The organism is Heliophilum fasciatum (genome assembly GCF_004341395.1).
GTDB lineage: Bacteria > Bacillota > Desulfitobacteriia > Heliobacteriales > Heliobacteriaceae > Heliophilum > Heliophilum fasciatum.
Window position 1 is genome coordinate 119,086 of record NZ_SLXT01000001.1, and the last position, 26,861, is coordinate 145,946.

Genomic DNA, 26,861 nt, shown 5'->3' on the forward strand with positions numbered 1-26,861 from the left:
CTCCTACTGTCGCCCGGAATCCTCCGGCTTCTGCTTGTATGGGCTTTCTGCTGTTGATTCGATCGACCTTTTGCTCTGACTTACGCATTCAGTGCATCATCAATAGCGGTCCGAACTGCGTTTTCATCAAACGGTTTGGTTACATAACATTTGGCCCCGTGGTGGACAGCTTCCAGGATCTTGGCTGCATGCCCCAACGCGGAGATCATAACCACTTTGGCCTGGGTATCCCTTTGGAGGATGGCCTGTAATGCCTTAATCCCGTTCATTTTCGGCATGGTGATGTCCATCGTGACCAAGTCCGGTTTTAATTCGCTGAATTTTTGGCAAGCTTCTTCGCCGTCAACGGCTTCACCGACGACAGTATGCCCGGAAGTATGGATAATTCTCCTCAATGCACTGCGTGACAAGTTCGAATCGTCACAGATCAGAATGCGAGCCAACCTTGATTCCTCCTTAAACTGTTCCTTGTTCATCCTTGGACTGCTGTTCCAGCAGGTGTACCCCTTCAGCGATAAGGTAATCAAAATGTCCAAAGGTCATATGAACGGGAATGCGAAAAAAAGGTTTACTGTTACATAGCGATTGCCTTTTCAGGGCCACCGGCGGCAACAACTCCACCATGACGCCTCGCTGAGCAAGCGAAGCCTCAACCATGCCTCCGACAATGTTCAAGAGTTCACAAAGCGAATCGGCCATTTCGTTATCATCGACATTCATCGATTCCGCGAATAGCCTGGCTAATTTATTGAGTTTATCAAAGTTGCCGCCAACACCGACCAAGACGGTATAGTCACCTTGCATGACACTAAACATCAAATATTCAAAATCGTAATTCGTCAGCTTCTCCAAAGGCCCAAATTGAAAGGATGCCTCAATAAACTTGATTACCTTGACAAAGGAAATCAGGCTGCTGCCGAAAATGGGGTCGGCAAATTCCATGGTGGTCTCGAAGGCCGTAAGTTCATCCATCATCATTTCTACACTCTCTTTTTGCAACGGTTCAACGGCAGCAGGATCACTTGTCGATTGTGATTTGTATTCGTCGATCAGCCTTTCAATTTGCTCATAATCGAAAAATCCTTGGTTGACCAGCACTTGGCTAAAGGTAAGGTAGCTATGGATCGGTTGATCAAAAAGCTCTTCCATTTGGGCAATCGTTAGAAACCCTTCTTGAATGGCGATTTCACCGAAGCTTTTATCGCTTGCCCGTTGCAGTCGGTGAATGCGATCGACTTGTGCACCAGTCATGTAATCGCTGTCAATGGCCAGAAGACCAAGTTTGACCCGCACAAATTGTTGGGCCGCCAACACTTCATCTAATTGCTCCAACGTCAAGATATTCCTCTGGTGGATAAAATCGTAAAAATATTGGCGATACATGATTGCCTCACTCTCAAGATGCCATCGGAAAAGCCAACTTATATCCGGTTTTGTGTTAACCCTGGAAAAATCATAGCAAACCACCTTTATCCATCAATGGACTTTGTGTTAAATTCATGTAAACTTATAAACCCTCCATCCCGCTACGCGATGGAGGGTTTACCCCAGAAAATAACCTAGCCCACAAGCCAGCAATCCCATGACCGTTGTACCCAAGAGATAGGTAAAAAATTTATCCCATTTGCCCAACTCAATCAAACGTACCGCTTCATAGCCAAAGGTTGAAAAGGTCGTATAGGCACCTAAAAAGCCGATCTGCCATCCATAGCGTTCCACCAGGGCCGCCATCGAGCCATCATCGGTTACTGATTCCAGATGGGCCGCCGAAAGCCCAAGCAAAAAGGCCCCGGTAACATTGATGAACATGGTCATCCAGGGAATCTTCGCCCCCGGCCAGCGTTTGCCGCTCCACAGCGCCAGCCCGTAGCGCAGCCAGGCGCCACCAATACCGCCCAACCCAATCCACAACAATTCCATCGGTTTATTCCTCCTGCGCCGGCTGACCTTCGGTTCGCGCACCTTGCGATCGGTGGTGCCGTCGCTGGGCCCGCTCCAAGTTGCGCGCCCAGAACACACCCAGCGCCGACAAAACGGTGCCGCCAGCGATGCTGGCCATCAGGTAGATCCCTAAGGACCAAAAAGCCCGGCTGTTCAAGAGATAAACACATTCTAACGTAAAGGTTGAAAAAGTAGTAAAAGCCCCTAAAAAACCGGTGCCCAATCCCACCCGGATGGAGGGGCGTACAGAATAGTATTCAAGGGTAATTGTCAAAAAGAAAGCGAGCACCAAGCAGCCGCTCAAGTTAATAAGCAGCGTTCCCCAGGGAAAACCGCTCTGGGCCACCCAAGGAGCGCACCACTGCCCCATCTCATAGCGCAGGATCGCCCCAAGGAACCCTCCGATGCCGACGGCCAATAACTGCATAGTATTCTCCTCAACAACTTAATCACAGCAACATTGCTCATGCCTGGCCCACCATGTTGGCAAAAGTCGAATCATGGTGGGCTGTGCTTTTAGCGATATTTTATTAAGGATATTACTGCAAAAATCATCGACTGGCTATAGATCCCCTTGTTTTTTCTCTTCACAGGCATCATCACTGCGGCCAAATCCCTGTTCTGTTTTTCGCTCTTTCGCTCGCTCTTGCGATCACTTTTCAGCTTCCGTGCTTTCATCTCGCCGCCAGCGGACTGCTTTGGGCCAGATCGGTCAGCGTAATCACATCGACATCAGCCCGCACCAAATGATCGATGACCGCTTGAAAGGTCTCGATTGTCACTTGATCATCCCGCGTCACCACCGGGACAAGATCATGAAAGGTGATCGTCAGCAATCCGCCATGATTGGCACAATCGTCAATGAGGGCCTGGATCTGAGCGGCCGTACGATTTTCACAAATCGTGCTATGCATCGTCCACCGCCCGAGCGGCGGAAAGGTATCGATACAGTCAGCGCCTCCATAAGCCAGCGTGTGATAATCCCGCGCTTTTTGATAACTCATTGCCGAAACCTGATGACCGGGAAAAACGAAAAATTGCGCCCCCTGAGCAAAACCGTGATGACGCAACCAGCGATAGGATGCACCGATTTCGTACTCAAGCAATGCAGGATTGCCGTCAAGATTCGGCAATGACGGATGGGACATCGTATGGGAACTGATATCCCACCCTTGCGATTGTAAGGCGCGAATCTGCTCCACCGTCATGTGCAATCGCCCTTCGATGATTTTTCCGATGTTCCCCACGATCACGCTGGCAAATCCCACAAGTCCCTTACGGGCCATATAGGGCAATGCCACAGCGTAGACGCTTTGAAAACCGTCATCAAAACGGACGATGACCTTGCCTCGTTTTGTCCCATAACGTACTCCTCGGAGATCGTCCAAGGAAAGACCACGGGCATCACCGGTGGCCGTCACTTCGCAACCTTGGATCGCCGCCCAGTCATTTACGGTCGCGCCACCGAAGGCCAGAAAGTCAGACTTACGCACAGCGACGGTCTGCCATTGACGGTCCACCCTGATCCTGGCCTTGATCTCGCCGCTGGAAAAGCCTTTACGCTTTCCTTCTCCCGCAAAAAACTTGATCACCAAGGACGTGAGCAATGAGGGCGCAGCATGTGGATAGATATCAACGGCAAGAGCATCCGCTTGCGATACATCCCAAGACCCGTTGATGACAATGTGAATCCTATTTCCAGTAACCTGCAGCGCCCGAACCCCTTGCGAAAAATTCGTCGGATCATACGCCGCCTGTCCCAACAAGACGGCAACCCTATTTTCCCCAACCTCAAACCCTGCCAACGGGAGCGGACGCCCCGCGAGACCGCGCATCGCCACGGCCGCTTTGATCTCCCGTTCAATCCGGTCGTTTTCTTCCTGCAGACGAACCAACTCATGAGCAAGTTGCACGGATATCACCGCCTCGATTTTTTTAGTCCTGCCCCACTTTAAAAAGACCATCACCCGGCCAGGTTTCATCCTGTCGAGGTGATGGTCTTTTCTTTTCCTCCCGGCTCAATACTATCCATACTCCGTGGTCATTCGCCGTCACTCGTACCCTTCCAGTGGGGAATCTTGTCGTCTTCGACACCGTCAAGGATGATCTTGATGATATCGGAGTCAATGGCCATGATTTCCGCACGCAGCGCTTCTTTGGCGGCATCAACTTTACGAAAAGGAAGTGTCGACTTCCACTCCATTTCACAGGCAACGACCGTTTTGTCACCTTCGGCCAGCAAATAAAGATTGCGAATGTCTGCAACATTGGCATTGGAGATGATCACTTTAGCCACTTTGTCCCGCAAGCTCTCCGGGGCTGCTACCCCGATGAGCGCCAAGGCGTTTTCCCAACCGATCTTGAGCGCGATCAGCACCAGAACCGCCCCGATGATCATCGTCACCACCGGGTCAATCCAGGCGATGTGGCTAAAGTGTCCGATCACGACGGCCACCAGTGCTAGCAATGCCCCACCGACAGCGATAAAATCCTCCCAGAACACCAGCTTTGTCGGGGGACTGGCCAGGTGTAAATTCGCCAGGGCCACAAAGGGGAGTTGCACCAGACCAACATGACCGGAACCGCTTTCTTCGGCGACCTCTCGCATCGCCCCCAGCCAAACCTTGCCGTCAACGCCAATCGACAACAGCAGCGCAGCGATGGCGATCAGGAAATTTCCCTCCGCTTCCGGATGCATCAGCAGTTCATAGCCATGGAGTACCGTTTTGGTGCTCATGAACACAATAAAAGCGGCCGCCAACAGGCATAACAAGTTGACCAAGCGCCCAAAACCATGGGGATACTTATCCGTTGGCTCATGTTCGGCAAAGATGCTGCCAAACCAAACCAGCCCCTGGTTGGCGGCATCGGCCACTGTGTGGATCGCTTCCGCGAACATCGCCCCGGAACCACTCATGACCGCAGCCCCGTATTTTACCATCGATAGCATCACGTTACCCAAAAAAGCGGACTTCGCCGACTGGTTACCCCGTTGGTACCACGGAGCATCCCCATGAATTAGCACATCCATTCCTCCAAACCCAGCCGTAGGTATCCACAATGGGTAAGGGCCATTTCTAGTGTATGCAACCCACGGGATAGATAAACATCACTAATCGCAGGCCGACACCCGATGACCAGCGCATCGGCCTGCGATAAACTGTTGTTTCTGAATTTTTAGCAGATAGTGCCAAAAAGTTCATTAAGCGCTTTTTTATTTACATTGTACCCGATGAAGCACAGTCGACTTTTCTGATGAGTTCCTGCTTCCTTGATCCGATAGAAACCCCGAACATAATCAAACTGTAGCCACCCGTCTTGCCCAGCTCGGATTAATCCTTTGCCACGCAGGATAGTGCCAAAGATATCGTTATGCGGCAAGACATTCAGGTTTGCTTTTATTTCTGCTGCACTGAAGGAGCGTTCCGTCTCTGCGCCCCAGATGTCAATGATTTTTTGGCCCGCTGCCTCATGATCGTCACAATGGCTGTGATCATGAAACGCTTTCGGAACTGCCCCATCCAACTCTGGACTGAGTTCGGCGATGGCCAAAATCTCATCGCCAGTCAATACCGCCCAATCAGCCGTAATCAAATTGGCGTAACGATTTATTTCCGATACAGAAGCAACAACGCTATCGATTACCGGATCATCGACTTCTTGTGTTTTACTCAACAGGATTGTTTTTGCATGGGCAATCTGATCGTGATAAAACTCGCCAAAATCTTCGATATACGCTTGATGATGAACGACATCCACAACCGTAATCAAGGCATTTAGGGTGAGGTCATTTTTCCCGGCAGCCTTTTGGCAGGCTTTGATGACATCGGTTAACCTCGCCAAGCCTGTTGGTTCGATGATGATCCGCTCCGGCTTATAAGCAGTGACAATCTCATCAATTCCTCGGATAAAGTCACCGACCAAGCTGCAGCAGATGCAACCGGAGTTGATCTCCAGGACTTCGATCTTTTGTTCGCGAAGAACATGGCCATCGATGCCAATTTCGCCAAACTCGTTTTCGATGATGACCACCTTTTCACCGGTAAGGCTTTCTTTTAGCAATTTGGAAAGCAATGTGGTTTTGCCTGCTCCTAAGAAACCGGAAATAATATCAACTTTTATGCTCATTGCACTCACCTTTTTTCATCATTGTTATTCGTTACGGTGATCATCAGCCAAATCCCAGTCAGTAATCGTACAACTGTCCGGACAATAATTCTTCCTTCATGATCTCGCAAGCAATGATTTTTATCGTCACCAATATCCTCCTTCCATTCAAGCCATCAAATCAGAATTTAAAACAAAAAGGCCTGGCATGATCGCCAAGCCTCCAGTTCTCTGGTCAGCTATGAACACATGATTAGCATTCAGTTCAGTGGTTGGTTGGTTTCGCTTCCGGACATCGCCATCCGCATATAATTGACTATTCAGGTATGAATATATGTATTTTATCATCTCATCACAAGGGTGGTCAAATTCTTTGTCCAAAGAATAAATTTATCTTGACACGATTCTCATCGCCGACTAACATAATAAATACGAATCGGTTTACTAGTATTTAAATACGGAGCCAACCGGAAAACCGGAGGCTGAGCGACACCTATCCACTGCGCGATAGGGTTACTCAGCCTCCTTTTTTTTTCAAAAGGGGTGATTGAGCAGCGTGATTGCCTAACCCAATAAAGGCAGGTATCGCCAGGCACTCTGGAAACAATCCCATAATCCTGATCAAAACTTACTGAAGCAAACCGCACTCTGTCGAAAAAAGAGTAAAAAAGGAAGTTGAACACTTTGGTAAGACGCGACGAACTGACCTCGTTAGAACGAATCGCCACCGCACTCCAGTATAAAAAACCCGATCGCGTACCTGTTGCCCCCTTGGTTTGTGGTGCCTCCCACCGGGTCTTAGGAACAAGCTATGACAAATGGTCCATGGACGCCGACTTGGCAACCAGAAGCCTCCTGGCCGCCCATGAGATCATCGGATTTGATTCCTTCTTGACCCTGGTCGATTTATCGGTCGAGGCCTACGACTTTGGACAGGAAGTTGTTTTTCCCAAGAACAGCACCGCCTACACCGAAACAAGCAATCCATTGATCAAAACGGTCGAGGACTATTACAAACTTACGCCCATCAATCCCCGGGAAACCACACGGATGAGCATGGTTATCGACATGTGCGCCGGACTGTCGAAGGCTCGCGGCAAAGACACCGCCGTCATCGGCTTCGTCTATGGCCCTTTAGGTGTGCTTTCCCAACTGCGCGGTCATGAGCGGATGTTTGTCGACTGCATTCGCCACCCTGAGGCGATTCTTCATGCCGTAGAAGTGCTTACTGAAGTGCTGATTGAATATGCGAAAGCCCAGATCGAAGCAGGTGCCCATGCGATATGTATTGATACCCTCTACGCGTCAGGGAGCATTATGAGTAAGCGCATGTGGGAAAAATTCGAAGGTCCCTTTGCCAAGCGCATTGCCGATGCGATTCGCGCAGCCGGGGTAACCGTATTGCTCCATAACTGCGGCAATAAAATCTATTTTGACGTCCAGGAAAAATGGTGCAATCCCACAGCCATCTCCCATGCCTACCCCTCCGATGACTGCGCTGACTGGGATGAACATGCCCGGAAATGGGGGAAGAAAATCGTCACCATCGGCTACTCCGTTCCATCCGATACGGGGATCATGATGAGCCCGGAAGAAATCATGGAAGATTGCCGCAAGCAGATCGAAACGTTTAAAGATTGCGACGGCGGGTTTATCTTGGCCACCGGCTGCGAATTCCCCCCAAACGGTAATTTATTAAGCGCCATCGCTATGGTAAACGCCTCCAAAACATACGGCCGTTACAGCTAAACCGTTCAGGTGATTTCTCTACCCTGAAAATCCCCTCGCTGTTGCTTTCATCCTTTGGGGTGCTACATAGCAGCATGTTGTCTATTTTACCCGAAGTGCTCAGCGTGCGATCAAGCTTACCGGATTAATTGCAAAGTAATAAAAAGGAAGTGACTGTCCTAATGTCAGAACTGAAAGATAAATTATTCCAAGAGCTTTCCGATGCCGTTGTGGATATGGATGAGGATAAGACGGTAGCGACCAGCCATCGCGTGATCGAGGAAGGCATCGACGCATATGAAGCGATTGAAAACGGCCTCGCCCATGGCATGGATCGAGTCGGCGAGCTTTTTGACCAAGAAGAATACTTCATTCCCGAAGTGTTGATGAGTTCCGACGCCATGTATGCCGGTGTGGAAGTGCTGAAACCCCATCTGAAGGCGACCGAGCAGGGAGAAAAAACCAAAGTCGTCATCGGTGTTGTTGAAGGCGATACCCATGATATTGGCAAAAACCTCGTCAAAATTATGCTCGAGACCTCTGGTTTTGAAGTCATCGACTTGGGTCGGGATATTCCACCGCAGCAGTTTGTCGACAAAGCTACTGAAGTAGGTGCCCAGATCATCGGACTGGCGACCTTGATGACAACCACCATGGATGGCATGCACGAAGTCATTCGCATCTTGGAACAAAAAAATATTCGCAGCCAGTTCAAGGTGATGATCGGTGGCGGACCGATCTCACAGGCCTTTGCCGATAAAATCGGTGCTGACAGTTACGCCGTCAATGCAGCCGACGCCGTGAGAAAAGCACGAAAACTGGTCAGCTAAGTTGGTAGAACGGCGGCTCATTTAGTCGGTATATTAAAAAGCCAACGCCCTCGGACATCCAGTCAGGAGCCGAGGGCGTCTTTCTTTGCCCACAAGTACGTCTGGCCAATCGCCCTTTCCCCTCAACTACCGGACGAACGCATCTGATCAATCAAATGATCCACCGTCCGCCAGGCCAGCGCCATCGCCGTCAGCGTCGGATTAGACGCTCCCGACGTTACAAACAGTGACGTATCGGCAATAAATAAATTGGGATGATCATGCGTCCGCCCCCAAGCATCGGTCACTGACGTCGCCGGGTCCTTGCCCATCCGGCAGCCGCCCAGCATGTGCGACGTATCGGGCGCCACAAATTCCACTCGCCCGCCGGCCGCTTCCAAGATGCGTTTGGCCATCGCCACGCCGGCTTCAATCACTTTATGATCATTATCACCGTAGGAAAAGGTGATCAGCGGTACCGGCAGTCCCGATGCATCGATCTCCCCGGTCAGCGTCACGCTGTTGTTCACCTGTGGAAGCACCTCGCCGACCATGGTGATCCGTGCGAAAAAGTTATAATCCCGGGCGATTTCCCGCAGATTCGCTCCCCAGGCACCGCTGGCTTTTACCACCGGGCGCAAAAAACCGAGTGGCCGTGATCCATGGGAATGCAGCGTAAAGCCCCGCTTGCGCGAACCATCCTTGGGCGTTTCATAAAATTCCTGGGTCGTCGCCATGATCGGCGTACCTTTATAAGGCAACACTTCGACCGGGAAGCGCGCAATCACCTCATGGCCCGAATGGAGCATAAAACACTTACCGACCATGCCGCTGCGATTGGCCAGCCCCTGGGGATGCCCTGCATCCATCGACATCAGCAACAGCCGGGGCGTTTCGATCGCCGAAGCGCAAAGAACAACAATAGCCGCCCGCTGCCGGTATTCGGTCCCATCATATAAGAAGGTAACCCCTTCTACACGTTCATCATCATCCACGAGAATCGAATTGACCATACAACCTGGGCGCAATTCCACCCTGGCTTCCACCGCCTGGGAAATGTGATGAATCAAGGTGGAAAACTTCGAGTTCGGCAAGCATCCCTGCGCACAAAAACCGCGATTGATGCAAGGCGGTCGTCCTTCATAGGGCGCTGAAAGAATCGCCAGCGGTGCCACCGTACTCCGGATCCCCAAGCGCTCGCAGCCTTCCCGAAACAACTGGTGCGTCACAGCGATCGGTTCCCGCTCCGGGTACGGATAGGAACCTTTGAAGCCGCCCCAGGGATACTCCTTCGGCCCCGAAACAGGGATTTCTTTTTCCAACCGCTCATAATAAGGCACCAGATCATCATAGGCGATCGGCCAGTCTTCCCCAACCCCATCGGCGGTGCGGATGTGAAAATCGGAAGAAAAAAACCGTGGCGTCACGGCCGTAAAGTGAATCGTACCGCCACCCACACCGGTTCCGGCGATGTTATGGCCCAGTTCCGGCGGATCGGCGCCGGCCGTCAGCCGCTTGGCCCGCCAGGCCGTCTTGCGCATATGCAGTTCATCGCTGACAAAGTCCCGCTCCACCTGCCAGTGCGGTCCTGCTTCTAGCAAAACCACCTTGCAGCCGGCTCGCCCCAGTTCCCGGGCGACCAGCCCACCCGTCGCGCCGGCACCGACGACCACCACATCAACCGTTTCATCCAGCCAAGGCCACGGTGCTCCATGCGTTGCACTCATTCCCCCGCCTCCCCTACCGCCACACCATGCACCGGATCATCGGGCATCGATGAAGGCCCCAGCCCTGCACCGCGCCGTTTTTGCATTTGCTCTGTATTCAGTACCGGCTCCCAGGGATCTTTAAGCCCACTTTCCAACCGGTAATAACCGCGCGGGTAGGCCGGGCCGCCAAAACCGATTTCCGACCAGATATCGGGTTGCGAAAAGAAAAAATCAACAGCGCTCAACAAGGCATGCTGAAAAAAGTCCTTCGCCGGCACCGTAGCCCAGGTCACCGTGCCTTGCTGCACTTGCAGCAGCAAGTTATCCCGCTCCAGTGGCGTCAAGGCGACAAAACTCCGCCCGTACTCGGCCACGGCCGTGCGTTCCAATTCACCGAGCCCGTAACGCCAAAGCACTTCTTCATCGGGCAAATGGGTCGGGTGATACCCCTGCCCTCTTCGCTTAGCCAGATGCTCGTCCAATTGACCAGCCACCCGGAGCAACCGCCCTTCGTCGGCATCACCGACAAGCGCGCCGATCAATACCTGAATACAAGTGAATTCCGTAGACGTAAAAAAGCGCGGCTCTGACGGCTTCACCAAGCGATCAGCCACGATCCGTCGTGTACGTTCATCCCAGTGCGCTTGCTCGGCCATCACATCATAACCGGGATACATGCTGTTCATGATCATCCCCCTTACCAGTACATGGCCAACAGCCCCAGAACCGACAAGGCCGACAACATCATCGGCAAGATCAGCGGCGGCCCAATCATGATATTATGAAGGCCCCAGCCGCCCACGCGCTGGCCCACGCCGCGGCCATGAAAATAAATCCCCAGCAACGAACTGCCCAGTTCCAACCATAACGCAAGGATAAACAACAAGCGCATTGTCACCGTTTCCTTAGCCACCAGCAAAAAACCCAACAGCGCCGCAATCGGCAACCCGATTACCGGTCCCCACATGGCCCAGTGCCGAAAATTTTGCCGGTAATGAAACAGCGTCACCTGCACCGCCAGCAGCGCAAAAGCCAGCGACGTAAAAAGCACCAGCGTTCGCTCCCAGGGCCAACCTACCCAGCGATCGATCAAGATATCACCTCCCCCAAAATTCCTTACCCTTCACGCAACGTTGCAATAAAAAAGACCTTCTCCTTGCTTATTGTGAGCAAGAAGAAGGTCTTTCTATCCTGATTTCATGATTTTATCGAAAGTGAATCAACCGGTTCACCAACTGCCACCGGCGGCATCATCCGGCGTCGCCCCCCGGTTCCCACCAGCCAATGACCTCCGGGCAAGCGCGAAAGCAGTAACGATCCCCCATAGGCTACGGCCGTACAAAAGCCAAAAGCCACGAACATCTTCAGCACCGGGTTCAGCACCGGCAAAAACCGAATCACCACCCGGGCCACATAATCAAGCGCCAGCGCATGCATTAAATACGCACCGTAGGAATGACGGCCCAACGCTTTTAAAGCGCCAGACCAGCGCACCTGCGTCTGCCACGCCCGGGAAGCGGCATAGAGCAAGATCAGCATGCTCACCGAGTACAGCGCCATGGTGGGCTTCAGCGTTGTGGAAACATTGATATCCACCGCCGGAACACCGGGACCATTGGCACCAAAGGACAGACTGCCCACCAGCGGGTAAGTCACGATCAGGAACAAGACCAACCCGATCCCCAAGTTCCCAAAGGCATACCGCTCTGCCCAGGCCCGCCATTGATCAATGTACATCCCCACGATTCCGCCGAGGATAAAGTAGAAAAACCAGAAAAGCAAATTGCGATCACGATAATCGGCAAACAACTGCCAAGCCCGCCAACCGGCCCAGCGTTCACTCCATAAGGGAATCATATCAACGGACAACCACATCAACAGCAGATAGCCCACAGCCAAACCCAGAATCCAGGCAAGCCCCTGCCTACTCGTTGTCAGCCGCGGCCCGATCGCCAGCCAGCCCTGGCGGAACAAGGGAAAAAACAAATAAAACTGAAAAATCATCACCACAAACCACAGGTGATAGCAGCCGGTCCCCGTCAGCAACGCTTTCAAAAAATACCGCAATCGCTCAACCGCGCCAGCACCAATCGCCGGATCGCCGCTGATCCAGATCGCATCGGCCACATAGATCAAGGTCCAAAAAAAATAGGGCACCATGATCTCGCGAAAGCGCTTACCTAAAAACTGCCCATACTTCAATCGTTCCCCGTAGTTATAGAAAAGAACGATACCTGTAATAAACACAAACATCGGTACGGCAAACTTCACCAGATTAAAGACAATCGCCAAGGTGATCACATCACCAATATGTACATCAGGCCGGCGCAGGAAAATCCCGAGCGTGTGTTGCAGCACCACTCCCAAAAACGCCAACCCCCGCAGATCATCGATCTCCGGAATCGCCCCTTTGGCCACAGGTCCACCGCCTTTACACTAAAAAAAACCAGCGAGGCAGTTACGTACCGGGGCAAATGGTTAGATATGGCCATTCACGGCGCAAGCAACCATCTCCCCATCGCCAACCCTCACTGGCCTGCTTAGCGTACTATACCATGGACAAGCAGAAAAAAGTATCCCTTTGATCAAACCACCTTTTCTTAACCCTACCGTTCCATCTTCTCAAGAAATACAAGGTGACTCTTCATCGGCGTTATTTCAACGGCTCCAGCAGCCGTTTATAGTAAAATCCCGTATTATACAGCGCTGCTGCCGGGTTATGGCCGAGCACGCGATCCTTAACGATCAATGTGGTCACTGGCGCCTCTGAATACTTGATAAACATGGAGTCATGACCTACACAAAGGCCGATGATCACGTTGAGATCGGTTTTTTCACGGTTTAGCAGGCGTGCTTGCATCACCGGATTGCATAGGGACTCATGGCATCCCTGGTTGACTTTCATCGACTCGGGAATACCGATCTCCGTCTTATCGATCGCGCCGACCTTGCAAAGGACGCTGTAATTCTCCAGGCCGTTGATCGCTAGAATGCGCGCGAACACCTTCGCTTCTTGACTTAAACCGATGCACGTAGCCAGTCCAATCTTTTTGGCTCCGATGCGCTTGGCAAAAGCGACAATCTCCTCGACACGGGTCAGCCTGCCGTAATAGGTACCTTCCACCTCTGCAGCCGCTTTGGTGAGCCGGGCAATCGCCGGATCTTCCTGGTAAAGCGTCTTTAGTTCTTCACGTTCCGTTGCTGTGATCGCCGTCGTCAGGCAAAAAGCAGGGAACGTTCCTTCGGCCGGACGGGCACAATTCAAGACGCCGCAATCGGAACAGCTCAATGTTTTTTTCTCACTCATTGGTGTACCTGTCACTCCTGCACTTAAAAATTCAAACTCTCCACAAAGACCCGATCAAAACCGGGGTCATGGGCCAGTTCCACGACATCCACCGTATCGACCCAAGCCTGAGCCGTCGTCCGCAACGGTTCATGAACCAGCAATGCCTGCCCGCCGGTCAGTGCCGTATTGCCGACAAACTCGATCTTCCCGGCAAAGTCCGCCGGCAACAGACCGATATCGATCAAACTCCGTGCGCGCAAATGGTAGCCGAAGGAGCCGGCAATCAGCACCTGATCCACATCCGCCAGTGTCAGCCCCTCCCGTTTTAACATCATTTCAATACCGGCACGAACTGCCCCCTTGGCCAGTTGAACTTGGCGCACATCTTTTTGCGTCAGATAGACATCGCCGTCCACATAAAAGACGGTTTTGCCTTCACGCGGCTGTAGCCGTTCGGCCAACGCCGGCAGCAACTGGGTTCGCCCTGGATCGGCCCAGCGGCCGGTGGGCTGAAGTACTCCGTGGCGGACAAGTTCCCCTACCAGATCGATCAAGCCGCTGCCACAGATGCCGACGGCAGGCGCTTGCCCGATCGTCTCGACCGATAGGGTTCCATCGTCTTCAACCGTAAACCGTTCGACGGCACCGGCTGCAGCGCGCATGCCGCAAGCGATGTTCATGCCCTCAAAAGCAGGACCGGCTGCCGTCGATGTGGCCAACAACCGGCCATCGCGGGCCAAGATCATCTCGCCGTTCGTACCGATGTCGACAAACAGCGTTGTCCCGACCCGGGACGCCAGTTCCGCCGCAACGACACCGGCGGTGATATCAGCTCCTACATAGGCCGAGATGATCGGCGGGAGATAGATCCGCCCCCACGGCGCGATTGCCAACCCATGGGCTTGCGCTTCGATCACTCTGCCGCCGCGTTCCAAGGGATCATAGGGATAACGCCCCAGCGAGGTGGGATCCTGCCCGGTGGCCAGGTGCAGCATACAGGTGTTGCCCGAAAAGACAACTTCATAGATCTGCCGGCGATCAACGCCGCTTTGCCGGCAGACCTGGCCGATTAAATCATGCAGTTCCCCGATCAATCCCGCATAGAGCCGCTCCAAGCCTTGGGGCTCGCCGGCCAGCTTAATGCGCGAGAGCACATCCTGGGCATGCAAACTCTGTGGATTCAGCGCTGATGATTTCGCCGTTTCCTGACCGGTATGTAAGGAAACCAGGGAAACGACCAGCGTCGTTGTCCCGATATCCACAACGACTCCCCACAAATCGGCAACGGTATTACCCGTTTCACTCCCCAGGCATTCCTCTTCCCCGGTTTGCCTGTTGAGGGCCAATACGTCCGTTCGTTGCAACAGCGGATCATAGCGCTTACGGATGGCCGCATCAGCGATCACATCCAGTGCTTTTCCCTGACCGATGATCTGCATCGCTGCGGGCTGTCGTGCTGATGACGGCAAGAAAACTTCAATATCGTCGAGCACTTCAGTCACGCAGGCCAAAACCGTGCCCTTCGCTTGATCGTCAACGGTGACATCATGGTGAGCCGCTTGCCGAATGCGATGGTGCCAAGCCGGGTCCACCTGTACACGGCACTTGCCGCAGGTACCGGCACAATTGCAAGGGGATTCGATCAATACACCAGCTTGCCGGGCCGCCGCCAAGATCGTTGTTCCCGCGGCAACGTCAATCGATGTCCCACCGGGCAGAAAGGTTACGCGAGCCATCCTCGGGCACCTCCTCGCACCGTCTCGGTCAACGCCTGGATCTTCGCGATCGACGTGGATGTACTCAAGCCGCAAGCCGGGGCAATGATATCGACCTGATCCCTGACCAGTTGTTCCGCCTGCCTTGCCACTTGATCAGCCGAACCAAACTCCAGCAAATAGGTGCTCAAATTACCCATCGTCGTCAACGCCGGAAAATCTTCCTTGAGCCGCCTGAGACTGACCATCGCATCGGTGCTGATCGCATCCGAGCGAATCGCCGGGATCAAGTGGCGGACCGCTTTCATATCGCCGCAGATATGTACAATCACCGGTGCGCCGACGGCGTGAATGCCATCGATCACCTGGTTCAAATAAGGCACCGCAAACTCTTCAAAACACTTGGGGCCTAAAATCTCCCCCGTTGCCGTCGGATCGCCGATGGAGATCACCGTCGCGCCGTTGTCGATCAACTCTTGGGCAAATTCCACAAGATGGCGGCTCACATAATCGAGTACGCGATGCACTTGTGCTTTGTTCTTGCGCAGTTCCTTAAAGAAGTTCATCGGATCGATGATCGAAGCAGCCGTACTGATCGGTCCCGTCAAGTTACCGACAATGGGCACATCGGGACGGGCACGGTGCAAATGATAAGCGGCCTGGATCACTGTGGCCGTGCGTCCCGTACCCATGCGGTACGCTCCATCGCGAAACTGAACCTGATCGGCCGAAGCAAACAATTCCCGGGCAATTTTCGGTTCACAAGCCAGCGTACCGTAATCAACATCAGCCCCCAACACTTCCGCTTCCACGGTCATGCAAAAGGGAATCCCCAGATTTTCAAACCCCGTATAGTCATGAATATCCAGGGCGATTTGGGCCATTTTTTGCGCGTCATGATGTCCTTCGGGCAAGGTGTGACCGGTTTGATTCATCACGTCCACAATGGCTGCGTTCATCATCCCGCCAGGGCAAATCACGGGCGGGCGATCGGTCGTTTTTTTCTGTAATACCCGTTGTAATCGTTCTTGAGGACTGAGTGAACTCATTTAAGGCCACCGCTTTCTATTTTAGATTGGATTTGACTTGGATCACCGAGGGAGCGAACTGTCGCCATCATCGCCTCGATATTGGTCAGGGGCGTTTCCGTCGGCAAGCTGCAACCCGATGCAACGATATAACCACGAGGACTATCGTAGTGACTTCGGAATTCAAGACATCAAAAAAAGCGAAGCGATCTGCCTTACTCATGTAAAGCCGATCGCTTCGCCTTCAGTTTTTCTGATCAGCGAAATATTCTTTACTCATTGATGACTTTCAGCGTAGTATTTACGCTTGCGCCAACGCTTGTTCGATGTCGGCAATGATGTCTTCCACCGTTTCCAAACCGATGGAGAGACGGATGAAATCTTCCGTCACCCCGGCAGCCACTTGCTCTTCCGGCGTAAGCTGCGAGTGCGTCGTCGTGGCCGGATGGATCGCCAAGGACTTGGCATCGCCCACGTTGGCCAGGTGCGAGAAGAGTTTCAAGCTGTTGATGAAGCGCGCGCCCGCTTCCTTGCCGCCGGCGATCCCAAAACCGAGAATCGCGCCGTAACGTCCGCCCTGATGATATTTCTTCGCGGTTTCATAGGACGGATGTTCCGGCAAGCCGGGATAATTGACCCAATTGACTTTCGGATGATTTTGCAAGTACCCTGCGACGGCAGCGGCATTGCTGCTGTGCTTCTCCATGCGTAGCGGCAACGTTTCAAGACCTTGAATAATTTGAAAAGCATTAAAAGGACTGAGGGCAGCACCGATATCACGAAGAAGTTGCACACGCGCTTTGATAATGTAGGCAATCGCTCCTAATGCTTCATAATACTTCAGACCGTGATAACTCGGATCGGGTTCGGTAAAGCCGGGGAACTTACCGTTACCCCAGTTGAACTTGCCGCCATCAACGATGATCCCGCCGAGGGATGTACCGTGACCGCCGATGAACTTAGTCAGCGAGTGCACCACAATATCGGCACCGTGCTTCAGCGGCTGGATCAGATACGGTGTCGCCAAGGTGTTATCAACGATCAGCGGAATGCCGGCTTCATGAGCAATGGCCGATACCCGCTCAAAATCCAGCGTATCCAGCTTGGGGTTGCCGAGGGATTCGGCAAAAACCGCTTTGGTTTTTTCCGTAATCGCCTTGCGGAAATTCTCGGGATCTTGAGGATCAACGAATTTGACCCGGATGCCGAACTTGGGCAGTGTGTAGGCAAACAGATTGTATGTTCCGCCATAGAGGCTGCTCGATGCAACGATCTCATCACCGGCTTCAGCAATGTTCAGGATCGAAAAGGTAATCGCCGCCGAGCCGGAGGAAAAGGCCAGGGCACCAACGCCGCCTTCCAGCGCATTGACTCGCTGCTCCAGCACATCCGTCGTCGGGTTCATCAACCGTGTATATATGTTGCCAAACTCCTTGAGCGCAAAAAGGTTGGCCGCGTGCTCAGTATTCTTAAACACATAAGACGTTGTTTGGTAAATCGGCACTGCCCGGGAAAGGGTGTCTCCATCGGGGTTATGTCCACCGTGCAAACTGGTTGTGGCAAATCCTTGTGATTGCGTCATGATTGTTCCTCCTCTTGATATGGGCCTATCGTTTTAATTCCTTACTAACTTACCCGGAATTATTATAATTACATAGCTACTATAACGGCTTTACCCACCTTTGTCAATCAACTTTATGTAATTTATCTGATGCTTTACCAAAGCCGCCGCCGTCCATCCCTTGCCAGCCGCTACCTGCATTTTTTCCGCCTGTCCCCATCAAGCGCCCGGCCCCTTTTAAGCAGCCAATAACACTTGCCCACTGGGTGGCATAATGTACCACCACCGTCAACCGTTGCAACTCTTTGGGTCTGAACATATTCTTACACCATTGAACGGCGCACCTACCCAGGTGCCGCTACCCTTGCTCACCATGAGCATTGAGAAAAGAGGCGATGCCAGTGATCCAAGAGATTACGATTTTACCCGGTCGCGATCGTAACGGGCAGGCAGAAAAATTTGACGCCATCACCATGCGCGCCGGCGAAACCATTTCCATCGTCGGCCCTACCGGTAGCGGAAAAACAGCCTTAATCACCGACATTGAATTGCTGGCCCAAGGCGACACCTCCACCGGGCGCTATCTGCTGCTTAACGGACAGGTGCCTGATGAAGAAATGCGCTACAATCCCACCAAAAAACCGATCGCCATGATCACGCAAAACACCAAATGCTTTACCGATCTGTCCACCGTTGATTTTCTTACCATCCATGCCCGTGCCCGCGGTATCAGCGATCCGTCCATCGTGCGCAGGACCATTGATCTGGCCAACACCTTTACCGGTGAAATGATCCACCCCGAGGTCAAAGTGACCGTGCTTTCCGGCGGTCAAACCCGTTCGTTGCTCATCGCTGATGCCATCTTGATCGGTGCCGCACCGATCATCTTGCTCGATGAGATCGAAAACGCCGGCATCTTCAAGCAAGAAGTCGTTCGCCTGATCCAGTCAACCGGTAAAATCGTTCTCTTTGTCACCCACGATCCCGTCATCGCCCTCTTGACCAAACACCGCATCATCATGAGCAACGGCTCTGTACAAAAAGTGATCGCCCAAAACGAACTGGAACTGCGGGCTGCGCAAAACTTGCTGGAACTCGATCAGCGCGTCGGGGACATCCGGGAAAAACTGCGCGCCGGCCACATGATCACCCACGTTCAATTGGCCTAAGTCGTTACGAAAGGTAGGTGACCCATTTGAAACTGCTCGTGATTGCCGGTCCTCCCTCGGCCGGGAAAACGGCTCTGACCAAACAGATCGTGAAAAACTTTCAGTCCCAACTGCGCATTGCCTATCTTAAGATCGACGTCGTCAAAGCGTACGAAGATATTGAGCTCAAGAAAGAGTTCTCCATTCTGACCCGTAAAGTCTACTCGGGCGATCTTTGCCCCGATCATGCCAGTGTCATGGTGCTCGGTGACGTCATTGATTGGGCCGAAGAAAACAAAGCCGATCTGTTGATCGTGGAAAGTGCCGGCCTTTGCTTGCGCTGCTCGCCCTATCTGAACCAGGGGCTGGGCGTTGTCGTCCTCAGTTCCATCTCCGGCATTCACACACCGGAAAAAATGGGCGCCATGGTCAGCCTGGCCGATGTGGCTGTCGTGACTAAGATCGACTTGGTCAGTCAAGCGGAACGGGAAGTATTTATTCAAAAAATCTCCGAAATCCATCCCAGCGGCATCGTCATGGAAACCAACGCCCTGCAAGGTACGTCCTTACATCGCCTCTATAATTTGATCGTCAACTCGGAAGATATTACTCCCGATCAGTTGATGCTTAAAGGTAGCCCGCCGATCGGCACATGCACGATCTGTGTCGGCAAAAAAGAAATCGGTTGGAAAAACCATTTTGGCGTCGTCAAACGCCTCGACGGTCCGATCGCCGACTATCTGTATCGGGGGGAGTAACATGCACAGTGATCATGCTTGGCTGCCTCCGGGTAAAAACTGCGGCCTTTGCGGCGAGCCGTCATGCAAAAGCTTTCTGCGCGCACTGGCCGGCGGACGCAAATCCAACGATGACTGTCCCTTCTATACTGCCGAAGTCCTCAGTGCCCATCGCCCTTCCGTCCATCCGCCTTCGGCCGGCTGTGGCTGCAGCGAGCACAAGTGCAGCACCTGCCACTGCGCTGCCGATGCGGCTCACGCGACCAACCATCAAGGCGTCGATGTCTTAGGCAATCCCTACCATTTTGTCCTTGCCCCACTGCCCGGTGAAATCTCGGCGCGCAAGATCGTCCTGCCTTTCCGAGCGGATCTGGTGGAGAAATTCGAGATCCGTCCTGGTGATCATGTCCTGGGCCGGCCGATGGGCGCCGGCTGTCCTGTTCCGCACGTGCTGCGTGTCATTGATGCCGATCCGATCACCGGCGTGCTGACCACCTGGGCCGTCGGACCGCAGTTTGCCCGCGATCAACCGGTCAAAGATGTTAAGGCCTATCACATGATTGGCTTTGAAGGTCTGGTCACGGCGATGCAAAAAGAACCGGTTATCGGCTGTCGCGTGACCTTTTTACCGGGCTTTTGCATGATGAACCTCAATCATACAGCTCTCGTGAACATGCTGCTTGAAAAAAAAGCAGGCCTCCACATACGGCTGGAAGACATCCGTATCTTGGCAGGCCTGCCCTAAATGAAAGAACCCCCGGTTGCGCGGGGGTTCTTTGCTTTTTCATACACTTTTTTCCGGCTCGGGGTTACTTGTCAAACAAGCCGCCTTTTTTATGTTTCTTCGTGGCCGGACGTGGGCTACCGAGCACACTCTCACCGCGTTTGTTATTCCCCTGGCTGGCACTTTTCCCCTTCTTCTGTTCGATAACCTTCTTCATCAGTTCCACGTATTGATCATTCATGAACCGTTGCCCCACTTTCTGCTTCTACGCCGATTCGCTATCCTATATTGTGTCTGCCCCGCATAAAGTCTGCATAATGCCTATAATCATTACACCAACCCTGCATTTCTCCACGATATCATGTCTACCTTGCGTTACGCCTACCCCGCATTATACCTGCCCTACATTATAGCTGCCATGCATTTATCGCGAAACCGAAAAAAAAGGTGGAAATCATCACCGATAACCCACTTCCCGCTTATTCCTGGCCGCCCGATAGCGCCGCCAGTGCTTGCTCCAGATCGGCAATCAAATCATCGGCATCTTCGAGCCCCACGGAGATGCGCAGTAACCCCGGCCCAATGCCGCGACTTTCTCGCTCTTCCGGCTCCATGGCCGCATGGGACATGGTCGTGGGATAGGAAAGAATGCTCTCCACTCCGCCCAAACTGACGGCCACCAGTGCCAATCGCACTTTCGTTAAAAAAGCTTTGACCCGCTCCCGGCTGCCCAGATCAAAGGAAAGGACGGCACCGGCACCTTGCGACTGTGCCTTGTGCACCCCATAGCCGGGATGATCGATCAGTCCCGGATAGTATACCTTCTTCACTTCCCGATGAGCCTGCAGCGCCGTTGCCACTTTTTGCGCCGTTTTTTGCATGGCTTGCATCCGTACATAGAGCGTCTTGATCCCGCGCAGCAACAGCCAACTGTCGTGGGGACTTAACACCGCGCCAAAAGCATTTTGTAAATAGCCGATGCGTTTGGCCAAGGCCGGATCATCCACGACGATCGCCCCAGCGATCAGATCGCTGTGACCGCCCAAAAATTTGGTGGCACTGTGCACGACCACGTCGATACCTAAGGCCAGCGGCTGTTGCAGGCAAGGCGTCATAAAGGTATTATCGACGATGCTGATCCAACCTTGTTGGCGCGCCAAGTCCGCGGCGGCCCGCAGATCGGTAATCGCCAGCGTGGGATTGGACGGCGTCTCCAGAATCAGACCTCGCGTGTTGGGTCGCGCTGCTGCCGCAATCGCCTCGACATCGGTCGCATCGACAAAAGTCGTCTCGACGCCAAAACGGGGCCACACCTGTGACAGCAAGCGATAGGTGCCGCCATAGATATCGCGGGTCGCAATCAAATGATCACCGGCGCCAAAAAGGCCCAGAGCTGTCGTCATGGCCGCCATCCCTGAAGCAAAGGCAAAGCCGGCCCTTCCACCTTCCAAGGCCGCCAGCGCTTTTTCGACGGCTTGCCGTGTGGGGTTACCGGAACGAGAATATTCAAAGTCCTGAGGCGCATCAATATCACGCTGGTGAAAAGTGGAGGCCATAAAAATCGGTACACTGGCCGCGCCGGTGTGTTCCTCCGGTTCTGTTCCGGTATGGATGACCTGCGTCGCCGGGCGTAAGGAGTCCTTCGCCTGGTGTGGTTGCGCCTGCGACAGCTCATTTTGCTGCTGTTCCTGCGACAGCTTGTCTTTTTGCTGCTCTTGATCAGCCATCATTACCCCTCCTATACCCTTGCTGAATTAATCAGCTTATTCAATCAACATGCTTAGATCAGAAGCTACTTATGTCAGCGTCATGCTTGTATCGTTATCGTGCTTGCACTTTCTAATCGGCTAAAGCACCGGCCAAATCGGCAATCAGATCCTGTACATTTTCGATCCCTACCGAGAGCCGCAGCATACGCCGGTTCACGCCGGTAGCCGCCCGGATCTCTTCCGGAATATCAGCGTGAGTTTGCTGGGCCGGGAAGGTCAGCAACGTCTCCACACCGCCGAGGCTTTCAGCAAAGGAAATCAATTGAATGCGCGCCAGGACTTCCGGCACTTTGCTTTCTTCCTTTACTGTAAAGGCAACCATCGCACCGGCTCCTTTGGCCTGACGAAAATGAATCTCCCGGCCGGGATGATCATCAAGGCCGAGATAGTTGACCTTTTCCACGGCCGGATGCCCTGCAAGCCACTTGGCCAGAACCAGCGCATTTTCCTGGGCGCGGTCCAACCGCAGTGCCAGCGTCTTGAGTCCCCGTAAAATCAGCCAAGCATCCCAAGGGCCAATCACAGCCCCCACGGCATTTTGATAATAATAGAGACGATCGCCCAGTTCCGCCGTCGCCGCCACCACCAACCCCGCCAAAGTATCATTATGGCCACCTAAATATTTTGTCCCACTGTGCACAACAATGTCCGCCCCGTGGGCAATTGGTGTTTGCAGGTACGGGCTCATAAAGGTGTTATCGACAATCAATAACAGTCCGCGTTGCCGGCAACATCGGGCCACGGCGGCAATGTCGTAGACCTGGCCGGAAGGGTTCGTCGGTGTTTCAATAAAAACGGCCTTGGTGTTAGGTTGTACCGCTGCTTCAATTGCTCCGTCAACGGCATTGACATAGGTCGCCGTCAAGCCCCAGGGACGAAACACTTTCTCCATCAAACGATAGGTGCCGCCATAAATGTCCTGACAGAGAACCAAGTGATCGCCCGGTTGAAATAAGGACAAGACGGTGGTAATGGCAGCCATACCCGTAGCAAAAGCCAATCCCCGCTGTCCGCCTTCCAATTGGGCAATGGCCTCCTCCAATGCTTTACGCGTGGGATTGCCGGAACGTGTATAATCATACCCGGTGCTCTCCCCCAGCGCCGGATGGGCAAAAGTGGCCGTTTGATAGACAGGGCAGGTGATGGAGCCGGTCAGGGGATCGCGACGATTGCCGGCCTGTGCTAAAAGAGTCTCCATTTCCATCTGTATATTCCTCCTTAAATTGCTTCTTTTCATCAGTTTTGTTATGCTTGGCGGTGACGTAAGGGCAATAAAAAAATGTCTTCCCAGCGAGAAGACATTGGTGTGACCCCGTGTCTTATCTCTCAGGGATATCCCTGCAGGAATTAGCACCGTACATCACTGCCGGTTGCTGGGCTTCATCGGGCCAGTCCCTCCACCATCTCTGGATAAGTTATTTAATTACAACATATCCTAGCTGCTTAATGAGAAACCGTCAAGCTTTTTTTCGTACCTGCTTGACAGTATCCAATAGGGCAGGTAAGATAAGAGCACAGTAATTCTTTAATCCCGATTTGTTTACTCAAGGTTATTTTACTCAAGGTTGGTTCCGGATCGTAAAAAGAACAGTAAAAAATCTTCAGAAAATCTTCGATTAATTGAGCGGAGGATGAGTTTTATGTCCCGTATCGCCCAAAGCATTACCGAATTGATCGGCAATACGCCTTTAGTGCGCCTGCAGCGCCTTCCTCACCCATCAGGTGCTGAAATCGTAGCGAAAATCGAATCGTTTAATCCCGGCGGCAGTGTCAAAGATCGTATCGGTTTGAATATGATTCAAGACGCCGAAGACCGTGGTTTGATCCAGCCCGGTGCCACCTTAGTGGAACCAACCAGCGGCAATACCGGTGTCGCCCTGGCTATGGTGTCGGCCGTCAAAGGCTACCGTTTGATCTTAACCATGCCGGAAACGATGAGCATCGAGCGGCGCAATTTGCTCAAAGCCTATGGCGCTGAGCTTGTCCTGACTCCAGGCTCGGAAGGCATGAAAGGCGCCATTCGCAAAGCCGAAGAGATTGTGGCTAACACACCGGGCGCGTTACTTTTACAGCAGTTTGCCAATCCGTCCAACCCGGCCATCCATCGTGTGACGACGGGCGACGAGATCTGGCGCGATACCGACGGACAGGTCGACATCTTGATCGGTGGTATCGGCACCGGCGGCACGATCACCGGAACGGGCGAAACACTGAAAAAACATAACCCGGCTATTCGCGTCATTGCTGTGGAACCGGCAGCTTCCCCGGTACTGTCCGGCGGTAAGCCCGGCCCACACAAAATCCAAGGCATCGGTGCCGGCTTCGTTCCTGAGGTCTACAACGGCGATATCGTTGACGAAGTGATTCCGGTTGACGACGAAGATGCGCTGGCAACCAGTCGCCGCCTGGCGCGCGAAGAAGGTTTGCTTGTGGGTATCTCGGCCGGTGCCGCTGCCTACGCGGCCTTGCAAGTGGCTGCTCGTCCCGAAAACGCCGGCAAACGCATTGTGGTGATCTTACCGGATACGGGTGAGCGGTATCTGAGTACGGTTCTGTTTACCGAGGCGTAAACGGAAGCTTCAATTGGTCTTTGGCTTGCCTTTGATTAAAGAATCAAGTTAATAAGGCTTAATGGTAGCGCGATGCCTCGCTGGGATTACTATACCCCACGAGGCATCGGCTTTTCCAGATCTGCAACGATTTTCATGGCCATTCGACATTGACATTTCATTCTTTTGCGTTATAATATTCTTTGTTCGATGGACCTATAGCTCAATTGGTAGAGCATTCGACTCTTAATCGACAGGTTCACGGTTCGAGTCCGTGTAGGTCCACCAGTGAAATCAAGGCTTTCAGGGTTTTTCCCTGAAGGCTTTTTTGTTGTTTTGGTGTTACCCGGGGGTTACCTGGGAGTTACCCATAAAAAAAGCCGTTTTCGGGAGCTACCCGAGAACGGCTTTTTTTCCCGCCTCCTTGAACAAATCGTGAAGCTTATCTATCATTTTATTAAAGCGATGCCACTTCACTGTTACATCACGCTAATCAGTCATCTAGATCGATTAAATTGACAACATCGTCAATATTTTGTTGAAGTATAAAAACCCGGAATACAAAAGGAAAATGTGAAGCGCGGTTTGGGGAGCAACAAAAACCACATGCCGAACCGCAGCGCCTACTACATCTCCGAGATGTTTGCCGAAATGATGACCAAAGGGATGCGCTACCAGGACATACCGAAAGCCATTACCATCATCATCACTGGGTATGTCCAGTTCCCGCAAAGCAACAGCTATCGGCATCATTTCCTCTGGTATGAAAAAGATCAGCACTTTCTCCTGACGGACCGCATGGAGATCATCTATCTTGATTTGGAACGGGTGAAGCAGCAGTTCCGGTCCGGTACACTGCCGATCTGTAACGACGCATCGCTTAAATGGCTGCTTTTTCTGCTGGCCAAAGATCATCCGACAATCGCAAATGAGGTGGAAAAGATGGCGATCGAAAATCCGTCATTACAAGAAGTCTTCAAAGCGCTGGACCGCATCACCAGCGATCCGGGTGCCCGCGCTGATTACCTAGAGTGGAAAAAGCGGCAGTTTGATGAAGCCGATGCCCTGCTTGGGGCGCGGGAAGAAGGTATGAAGGAGGGCATTAAACAAGGTTTTGAACAGCGTGCAGTAGAAACTGCCCGAATCGCACTGAAAAAAGGCTACGATCTGCAAACCGTCTCCGAACTTTCCGGCCTGTCCCCGGAGCATGTACAACAAATAAAGGCAAAGCTTTCCGCCACGAATTATCAAGAAAAACCCCCATCATAATGATGCATCGCTTTAGCCTATGGTAACAAAAAGCCTTTGGATTCCCAATCATCCGGAATCCAAAGGCTTTTTGTTTTGATAGACTTCCTCCACGTGGGGAAAAGTGTCCTGCTTACGGGTCATTTCATGTATTGAAGCATCAAAAAAGGCTGCTGACATTGTCAGCAACCTGCCATGCTCCACATAGAACTTTTTCAACTCTAAGGTCTAATCGCAACTGGTTCAAGGCGTTCTCTCAATCACTTGTAGGCTTCGCCGCGCCAACTGCAGATGTTCCCGAACCTTTTCAATCACCTGCTGAAGCTCTACCGCATCTAGCTCTGTAAAGTCACGATCGCCACCTTGAGCCCGGATCATATACTCCGCTTCACTGGGGTTATAACCGACTGCAATAAGTTGTTTCTTGAGCTCCAACAATTCATCGGGCATAACTCTGTGGGGCTTTTTACGCAGAAACTTCGACAATCCATACATAAAAAAACCTCCATGTTCCATATATGTCGAAGAAAGTGAATACGATTAAGCTGTTATAATCCTGCGGAAACCTTCGGTCATCCTGACCATCGATAGATAGCCCATTTCACAGAAAAATTACTTATACACTACATACAATATTAGTAAGAAGAACTAATTGCGCTCGTGCGCCTTCAATTATAACAAACAAGCAGACCCCTTCCAAGCAGAACTTCTATCCAGAATACCATTGTCTGTGCAATCTGATGCTACATTCTTGGTGATCTTGTGCTAAACTAATGAAGGTTCGCTATCGCCATTATGC

The 26,861-nt window shown here is 52.5% G+C and carries 27 protein-coding genes, 1 tRNA gene, 1 pseudogene and 1 riboswitch; of the genes and pseudogenes, 8 read left to right on the forward strand and 21 right to left on the reverse strand.

What is annotated here, in order from left to right:
• Window positions 1-80: 80 nt before the first annotated feature.
• From EDD73_RS00580 to EDD73_RS00610, 7 genes are all read right to left on the reverse strand, one after another.
• Entirely contained in the window at window positions 81-443 is a 363-nt protein-coding gene (locus EDD73_RS00580) for a response regulator (RefSeq protein ID WP_131917742.1), read from the reverse strand.
• Window positions 444-456: 13 nt separating this feature from the next.
• Window positions 457-1,383: a hypothetical protein gene (locus EDD73_RS00585; RefSeq protein WP_131917743.1), complete on the reverse strand. Its 927-nt coding sequence runs from the start codon at window positions 1,381-1,383 to the stop codon at window positions 457-459.
• Window positions 1,384-1,542: 159 nt separating this feature from the next.
• Window positions 1,543-1,920, reverse strand: coding sequence for a fluoride efflux transporter FluC (locus EDD73_RS00590; RefSeq protein WP_131917744.1), 378 nt, complete (start codon window positions 1,918-1,920; stop codon window positions 1,543-1,545).
• 4 nt (window positions 1,921-1,924) lie between these two features.
• A complete protein-coding gene (crcB, locus tag EDD73_RS00595) occupies window positions 1,925-2,368 on the reverse strand; it encodes a fluoride efflux transporter CrcB (protein WP_131917745.1) in 444 nt (147 codons plus the stop codon).
• 247 nt (window positions 2,369-2,615) lie between these two features.
• The gene (locus EDD73_RS00600; RefSeq protein WP_165876227.1) at window positions 2,616-3,854 is read right to left on the reverse strand and encodes a polysaccharide deacetylase family protein; all 1,239 of its coding nucleotides are present in this window, start codon (window positions 3,852-3,854) and stop codon (window positions 2,616-2,618) included.
• 128 nt (window positions 3,855-3,982) lie between these two features.
• Window positions 3,983-4,966: a cation diffusion facilitator family transporter gene (locus EDD73_RS00605; protein WP_165876228.1), complete on the reverse strand. Its 984-nt coding sequence runs from the start codon at window positions 4,964-4,966 to the stop codon at window positions 3,983-3,985.
• A 152-nt stretch (window positions 4,967-5,118) separates the two neighbouring features.
• On the reverse strand, window positions 5,119-6,069 hold the full coding sequence (locus EDD73_RS00610; protein WP_131917748.1) for a CobW family GTP-binding protein: 951 nt from the start codon (window positions 6,067-6,069) through the stop codon (window positions 5,119-5,121).
• 663 nt (window positions 6,070-6,732) lie between these two features.
• On the opposite strand from EDD73_RS00610, the gene EDD73_RS00615 reads away from it, so the two are divergent.
• Complete coding sequence (locus EDD73_RS00615; protein WP_243116736.1) at window positions 6,733-7,797, forward strand: uroporphyrinogen decarboxylase family protein; 1,065 nt, start codon at window positions 6,733-6,735, stop codon at window positions 7,795-7,797.
• A 161-nt stretch (window positions 7,798-7,958) separates the two neighbouring features.
• Window positions 7,959-8,606, forward strand: a complete 648-nt coding sequence (locus EDD73_RS00620; protein WP_131917750.1) for a corrinoid protein — start codon at window positions 7,959-7,961, stop codon at window positions 8,604-8,606.
• Window positions 8,607-8,728: 122 nt separating this feature from the next.
• On the opposite strand, the gene EDD73_RS00625 is transcribed toward EDD73_RS00620, so the two are convergent.
• The 10 genes and pseudogenes from EDD73_RS00625 to EDD73_RS00670 form a co-directional block, all read right to left on the reverse strand.
• The gene (locus EDD73_RS00625) at window positions 8,729-10,312 is read right to left on the reverse strand and encodes a GMC family oxidoreductase (RefSeq protein WP_131917751.1); all 1,584 of its coding nucleotides are present in this window, start codon (window positions 10,310-10,312) and stop codon (window positions 8,729-8,731) included.
• Window positions 10,309-10,980 (reverse strand): gluconate 2-dehydrogenase subunit 3 family protein, encoded by a 672-nt coding sequence (locus tag EDD73_RS00630; RefSeq protein WP_165876229.1) that lies wholly within the window; start codon window positions 10,978-10,980, stop codon window positions 10,309-10,311. Before EDD73_RS00630 ends, EDD73_RS00625 begins: the two co-directional genes overlap by 4 nt.
• 11 nt (window positions 10,981-10,991) lie before the next feature.
• Window positions 10,992-11,387 carry a hypothetical protein gene (locus EDD73_RS00635; protein WP_243116737.1) on the reverse strand — a complete coding sequence of 132 codons (396 nt, stop codon included), beginning with the start codon at window positions 11,385-11,387 and terminating at the stop codon, window positions 10,992-10,994.
• 104 nt (window positions 11,388-11,491) lie between these two features.
• The gene (locus EDD73_RS00640) at window positions 11,492-12,712 is read right to left on the reverse strand and encodes an acyltransferase (RefSeq protein ID WP_131917753.1); all 1,221 of its coding nucleotides are present in this window, start codon (window positions 12,710-12,712) and stop codon (window positions 11,492-11,494) included.
• A gap of 235 nt (window positions 12,713-12,947) precedes the next feature.
• On the reverse strand, window positions 12,948-13,601 hold the full coding sequence (locus EDD73_RS00645; protein ID WP_131917754.1) for a DUF1847 domain-containing protein: 654 nt from the start codon (window positions 13,599-13,601) through the stop codon (window positions 12,948-12,950).
• Between the two features lie 23 nt (window positions 13,602-13,624).
• A complete protein-coding gene (locus tag EDD73_RS00650) occupies window positions 13,625-15,319 on the reverse strand; it encodes an ASKHA domain-containing protein (protein ID WP_131917755.1) in 1,695 nt (564 codons plus the stop codon).
• The gene (locus tag EDD73_RS00655) at window positions 15,307-16,347 is read right to left on the reverse strand and encodes a uroporphyrinogen decarboxylase family protein (RefSeq protein WP_131917756.1); all 1,041 of its coding nucleotides are present in this window, start codon (window positions 16,345-16,347) and stop codon (window positions 15,307-15,309) included. The genes EDD73_RS00650 and EDD73_RS00655 overlap by 13 nt, the downstream gene beginning before the upstream one ends.
• Window positions 16,344-16,490 (reverse strand): annotated as a pseudogene (locus EDD73_RS00660) (uroporphyrinogen decarboxylase family protein); the annotation flags it as partial. The gene EDD73_RS00655 and the pseudogene EDD73_RS00660, both read right to left, overlap by 4 nt.
• 137 nt (window positions 16,491-16,627) lie before the next feature.
• Window positions 16,628-17,911, reverse strand: a complete 1,284-nt coding sequence (locus EDD73_RS00665; protein WP_320055165.1) for a homocysteine synthase — start codon at window positions 17,909-17,911, stop codon at window positions 16,628-16,630.
• A gap of 100 nt (window positions 17,912-18,011) precedes the next feature.
• Window positions 18,012-18,206: a hypothetical protein gene (locus EDD73_RS00670; protein ID WP_131917758.1), complete on the reverse strand. Its 195-nt coding sequence runs from the start codon at window positions 18,204-18,206 to the stop codon at window positions 18,012-18,014.
• Between the two features lie 82 nt (window positions 18,207-18,288).
• On the opposite strand from EDD73_RS00670, the gene EDD73_RS00675 reads away from it, so the two are divergent.
• From EDD73_RS00675 to EDD73_RS00685, 3 genes are read left to right on the forward strand one after another with little or no spacing between them, the layout of a single operon-like run.
• Window positions 18,289-19,056: an ATP-binding cassette domain-containing protein gene (locus EDD73_RS00675; RefSeq protein WP_131917759.1), complete on the forward strand. Its 768-nt coding sequence runs from the start codon at window positions 18,289-18,291 to the stop codon at window positions 19,054-19,056.
• Between the two features lie 17 nt (window positions 19,057-19,073).
• On the forward strand, window positions 19,074-19,793 hold the full coding sequence (locus EDD73_RS00680) for a GTP-binding protein (protein ID WP_243116739.1): 720 nt from the start codon (window positions 19,074-19,076) through the stop codon (window positions 19,791-19,793).
• A 1-nt stretch (window position 19,794) separates the two neighbouring features.
• On the forward strand, window positions 19,795-20,517 hold the full coding sequence (locus EDD73_RS00685; RefSeq protein WP_131917761.1) for a (Fe-S)-binding protein: 723 nt from the start codon (window positions 19,795-19,797) through the stop codon (window positions 20,515-20,517).
• Between the two features lie 64 nt (window positions 20,518-20,581).
• Here EDD73_RS00685 and EDD73_RS14750 read toward each other — a convergent pair whose 3' ends face one another.
• The 3 genes from EDD73_RS14750 to EDD73_RS00695 all read right to left on the reverse strand — a co-directional run bounded on the left by EDD73_RS14750 (window position 20,582) and on the right by EDD73_RS00695 (window position 23,469).
• The gene (locus EDD73_RS14750) at window positions 20,582-20,737 is read right to left on the reverse strand and encodes a hypothetical protein (RefSeq protein WP_165876231.1); all 156 of its coding nucleotides are present in this window, start codon (window positions 20,735-20,737) and stop codon (window positions 20,582-20,584) included.
• Window positions 20,738-20,975: 238 nt separating this feature from the next.
• The gene (locus tag EDD73_RS00690; protein ID WP_131917762.1) at window positions 20,976-22,223 is read right to left on the reverse strand and encodes a trans-sulfuration enzyme family protein; all 1,248 of its coding nucleotides are present in this window, start codon (window positions 22,221-22,223) and stop codon (window positions 20,976-20,978) included.
• Between the two features lie 112 nt (window positions 22,224-22,335).
• The gene (locus tag EDD73_RS00695) at window positions 22,336-23,469 is read right to left on the reverse strand and encodes a trans-sulfuration enzyme family protein (RefSeq protein ID WP_131917763.1); all 1,134 of its coding nucleotides are present in this window, start codon (window positions 23,467-23,469) and stop codon (window positions 22,336-22,338) included.
• A 112-nt stretch (window positions 23,470-23,581) separates the two neighbouring features.
• Window positions 23,582-23,682, reverse strand: a riboswitch (SAM riboswitch).
• A 223-nt stretch (window positions 23,683-23,905) separates the two neighbouring features.
• On the opposite strand from EDD73_RS00695, the gene cysK reads away from it, so the two are divergent.
• From cysK to EDD73_RS00710, 3 genes are all read left to right on the forward strand, one after another.
• On the forward strand, window positions 23,906-24,835 hold the full coding sequence (gene cysK / locus EDD73_RS00700) for a cysteine synthase A (protein WP_131917764.1): 930 nt from the start codon (window positions 23,906-23,908) through the stop codon (window positions 24,833-24,835).
• 191 nt (window positions 24,836-25,026) lie between these two features.
• A tRNA-Lys gene (locus EDD73_RS00705) sits at window positions 25,027-25,102 on the forward strand.
• Window positions 25,103-25,387: 285 nt separating this feature from the next.
• Window positions 25,388-26,083, forward strand: coding sequence for an Rpn family recombination-promoting nuclease/putative transposase (locus EDD73_RS00710; RefSeq protein WP_264672901.1), 696 nt, complete (start codon window positions 25,388-25,390; stop codon window positions 26,081-26,083).
• 222 nt (window positions 26,084-26,305) lie between these two features.
• On the opposite strand, the gene EDD73_RS00715 is transcribed toward EDD73_RS00710, so the two are convergent.
• Window positions 26,306-26,557, reverse strand: a complete 252-nt coding sequence (locus EDD73_RS00715) for a hypothetical protein (protein ID WP_131917766.1) — start codon at window positions 26,555-26,557, stop codon at window positions 26,306-26,308.
• Between the last annotated feature and the right edge of the window lie 304 nt (window positions 26,558-26,861).

What these genes read in the sequence shown, in the direction of transcription:
- EDD73_RS00585 (WP_131917743.1), bottom strand. Translation starts at nt 1,383, where the DNA reads ATGTATCGCCAATATTTTTACGATTTTATCCACCAGAGGAATATCTTG.
- EDD73_RS00590 (WP_131917744.1), bottom strand. Translation starts at nt 1,920, where the DNA reads ATGGAATTGTTGTGGATTGGGTTGGGCGGTATTGGTGGCGCCTGGCTG.
- crcB (WP_131917745.1), bottom strand. Translation starts at nt 2,368, where the DNA reads ATGCAGTTATTGGCCGTCGGCATCGGAGGGTTCCTTGGGGCGATCCTG.
- EDD73_RS00610 (WP_131917748.1), bottom strand. Translation starts at nt 6,069, where the DNA reads ATGAGCATAAAAGTTGATATTATTTCCGGTTTCTTAGGAGCAGGCAAA.
- EDD73_RS00620 (WP_131917750.1), top strand. Translation starts at nt 7,959, where the DNA reads ATGTCAGAACTGAAAGATAAATTATTCCAAGAGCTTTCCGATGCCGTT.
- EDD73_RS00625 (WP_131917751.1), bottom strand. Translation starts at nt 10,312, where the DNA reads ATGAGTGCAACGCATGGAGCACCGTGGCCTTGGCTGGATGAAACGGTT.
- EDD73_RS00630 (WP_165876229.1), bottom strand. Translation starts at nt 10,980, where the DNA reads ATGAACAGCATGTATCCCGGTTATGATGTGATGGCCGAGCAAGCGCAC.
- EDD73_RS00645 (WP_131917754.1), bottom strand. Translation starts at nt 13,601, where the DNA reads ATGAGTGAGAAAAAAACATTGAGCTGTTCCGATTGCGGCGTCTTGAAT.
- EDD73_RS00650 (WP_131917755.1), bottom strand. Translation starts at nt 15,319, where the DNA reads ATGGCTCGCGTAACCTTTCTGCCCGGTGGGACATCGATTGACGTTGCC.
- EDD73_RS00655 (WP_131917756.1), bottom strand. Translation starts at nt 16,347, where the DNA reads ATGAGTTCACTCAGTCCTCAAGAACGATTACAACGGGTATTACAGAAA.
- EDD73_RS00670 (WP_131917758.1), bottom strand. Translation starts at nt 18,206, where the DNA reads ATGTTCAGACCCAAAGAGTTGCAACGGTTGACGGTGGTGGTACATTAT.
- EDD73_RS00685 (WP_131917761.1), top strand. Translation starts at nt 19,795, where the DNA reads ATGCACAGTGATCATGCTTGGCTGCCTCCGGGTAAAAACTGCGGCCTT.
- EDD73_RS14750 (WP_165876231.1), bottom strand. Translation starts at nt 20,737, where the DNA reads ATGAATGATCAATACGTGGAACTGATGAAGAAGGTTATCGAACAGAAG.
- EDD73_RS00690 (WP_131917762.1), bottom strand. Translation starts at nt 22,223, where the DNA reads ATGGCTGATCAAGAGCAGCAAAAAGACAAGCTGTCGCAGGAACAGCAG.
- EDD73_RS00695 (WP_131917763.1), bottom strand. Translation starts at nt 23,469, where the DNA reads ATGGAAATGGAGACTCTTTTAGCACAGGCCGGCAATCGTCGCGATCCC.
- cysK (WP_131917764.1), top strand. Translation starts at nt 23,906, where the DNA reads ATGTCCCGTATCGCCCAAAGCATTACCGAATTGATCGGCAATACGCCT.
- EDD73_RS00715 (WP_131917766.1), bottom strand. Translation starts at nt 26,557, where the DNA reads ATGTATGGATTGTCGAAGTTTCTGCGTAAAAAGCCCCACAGAGTTATG.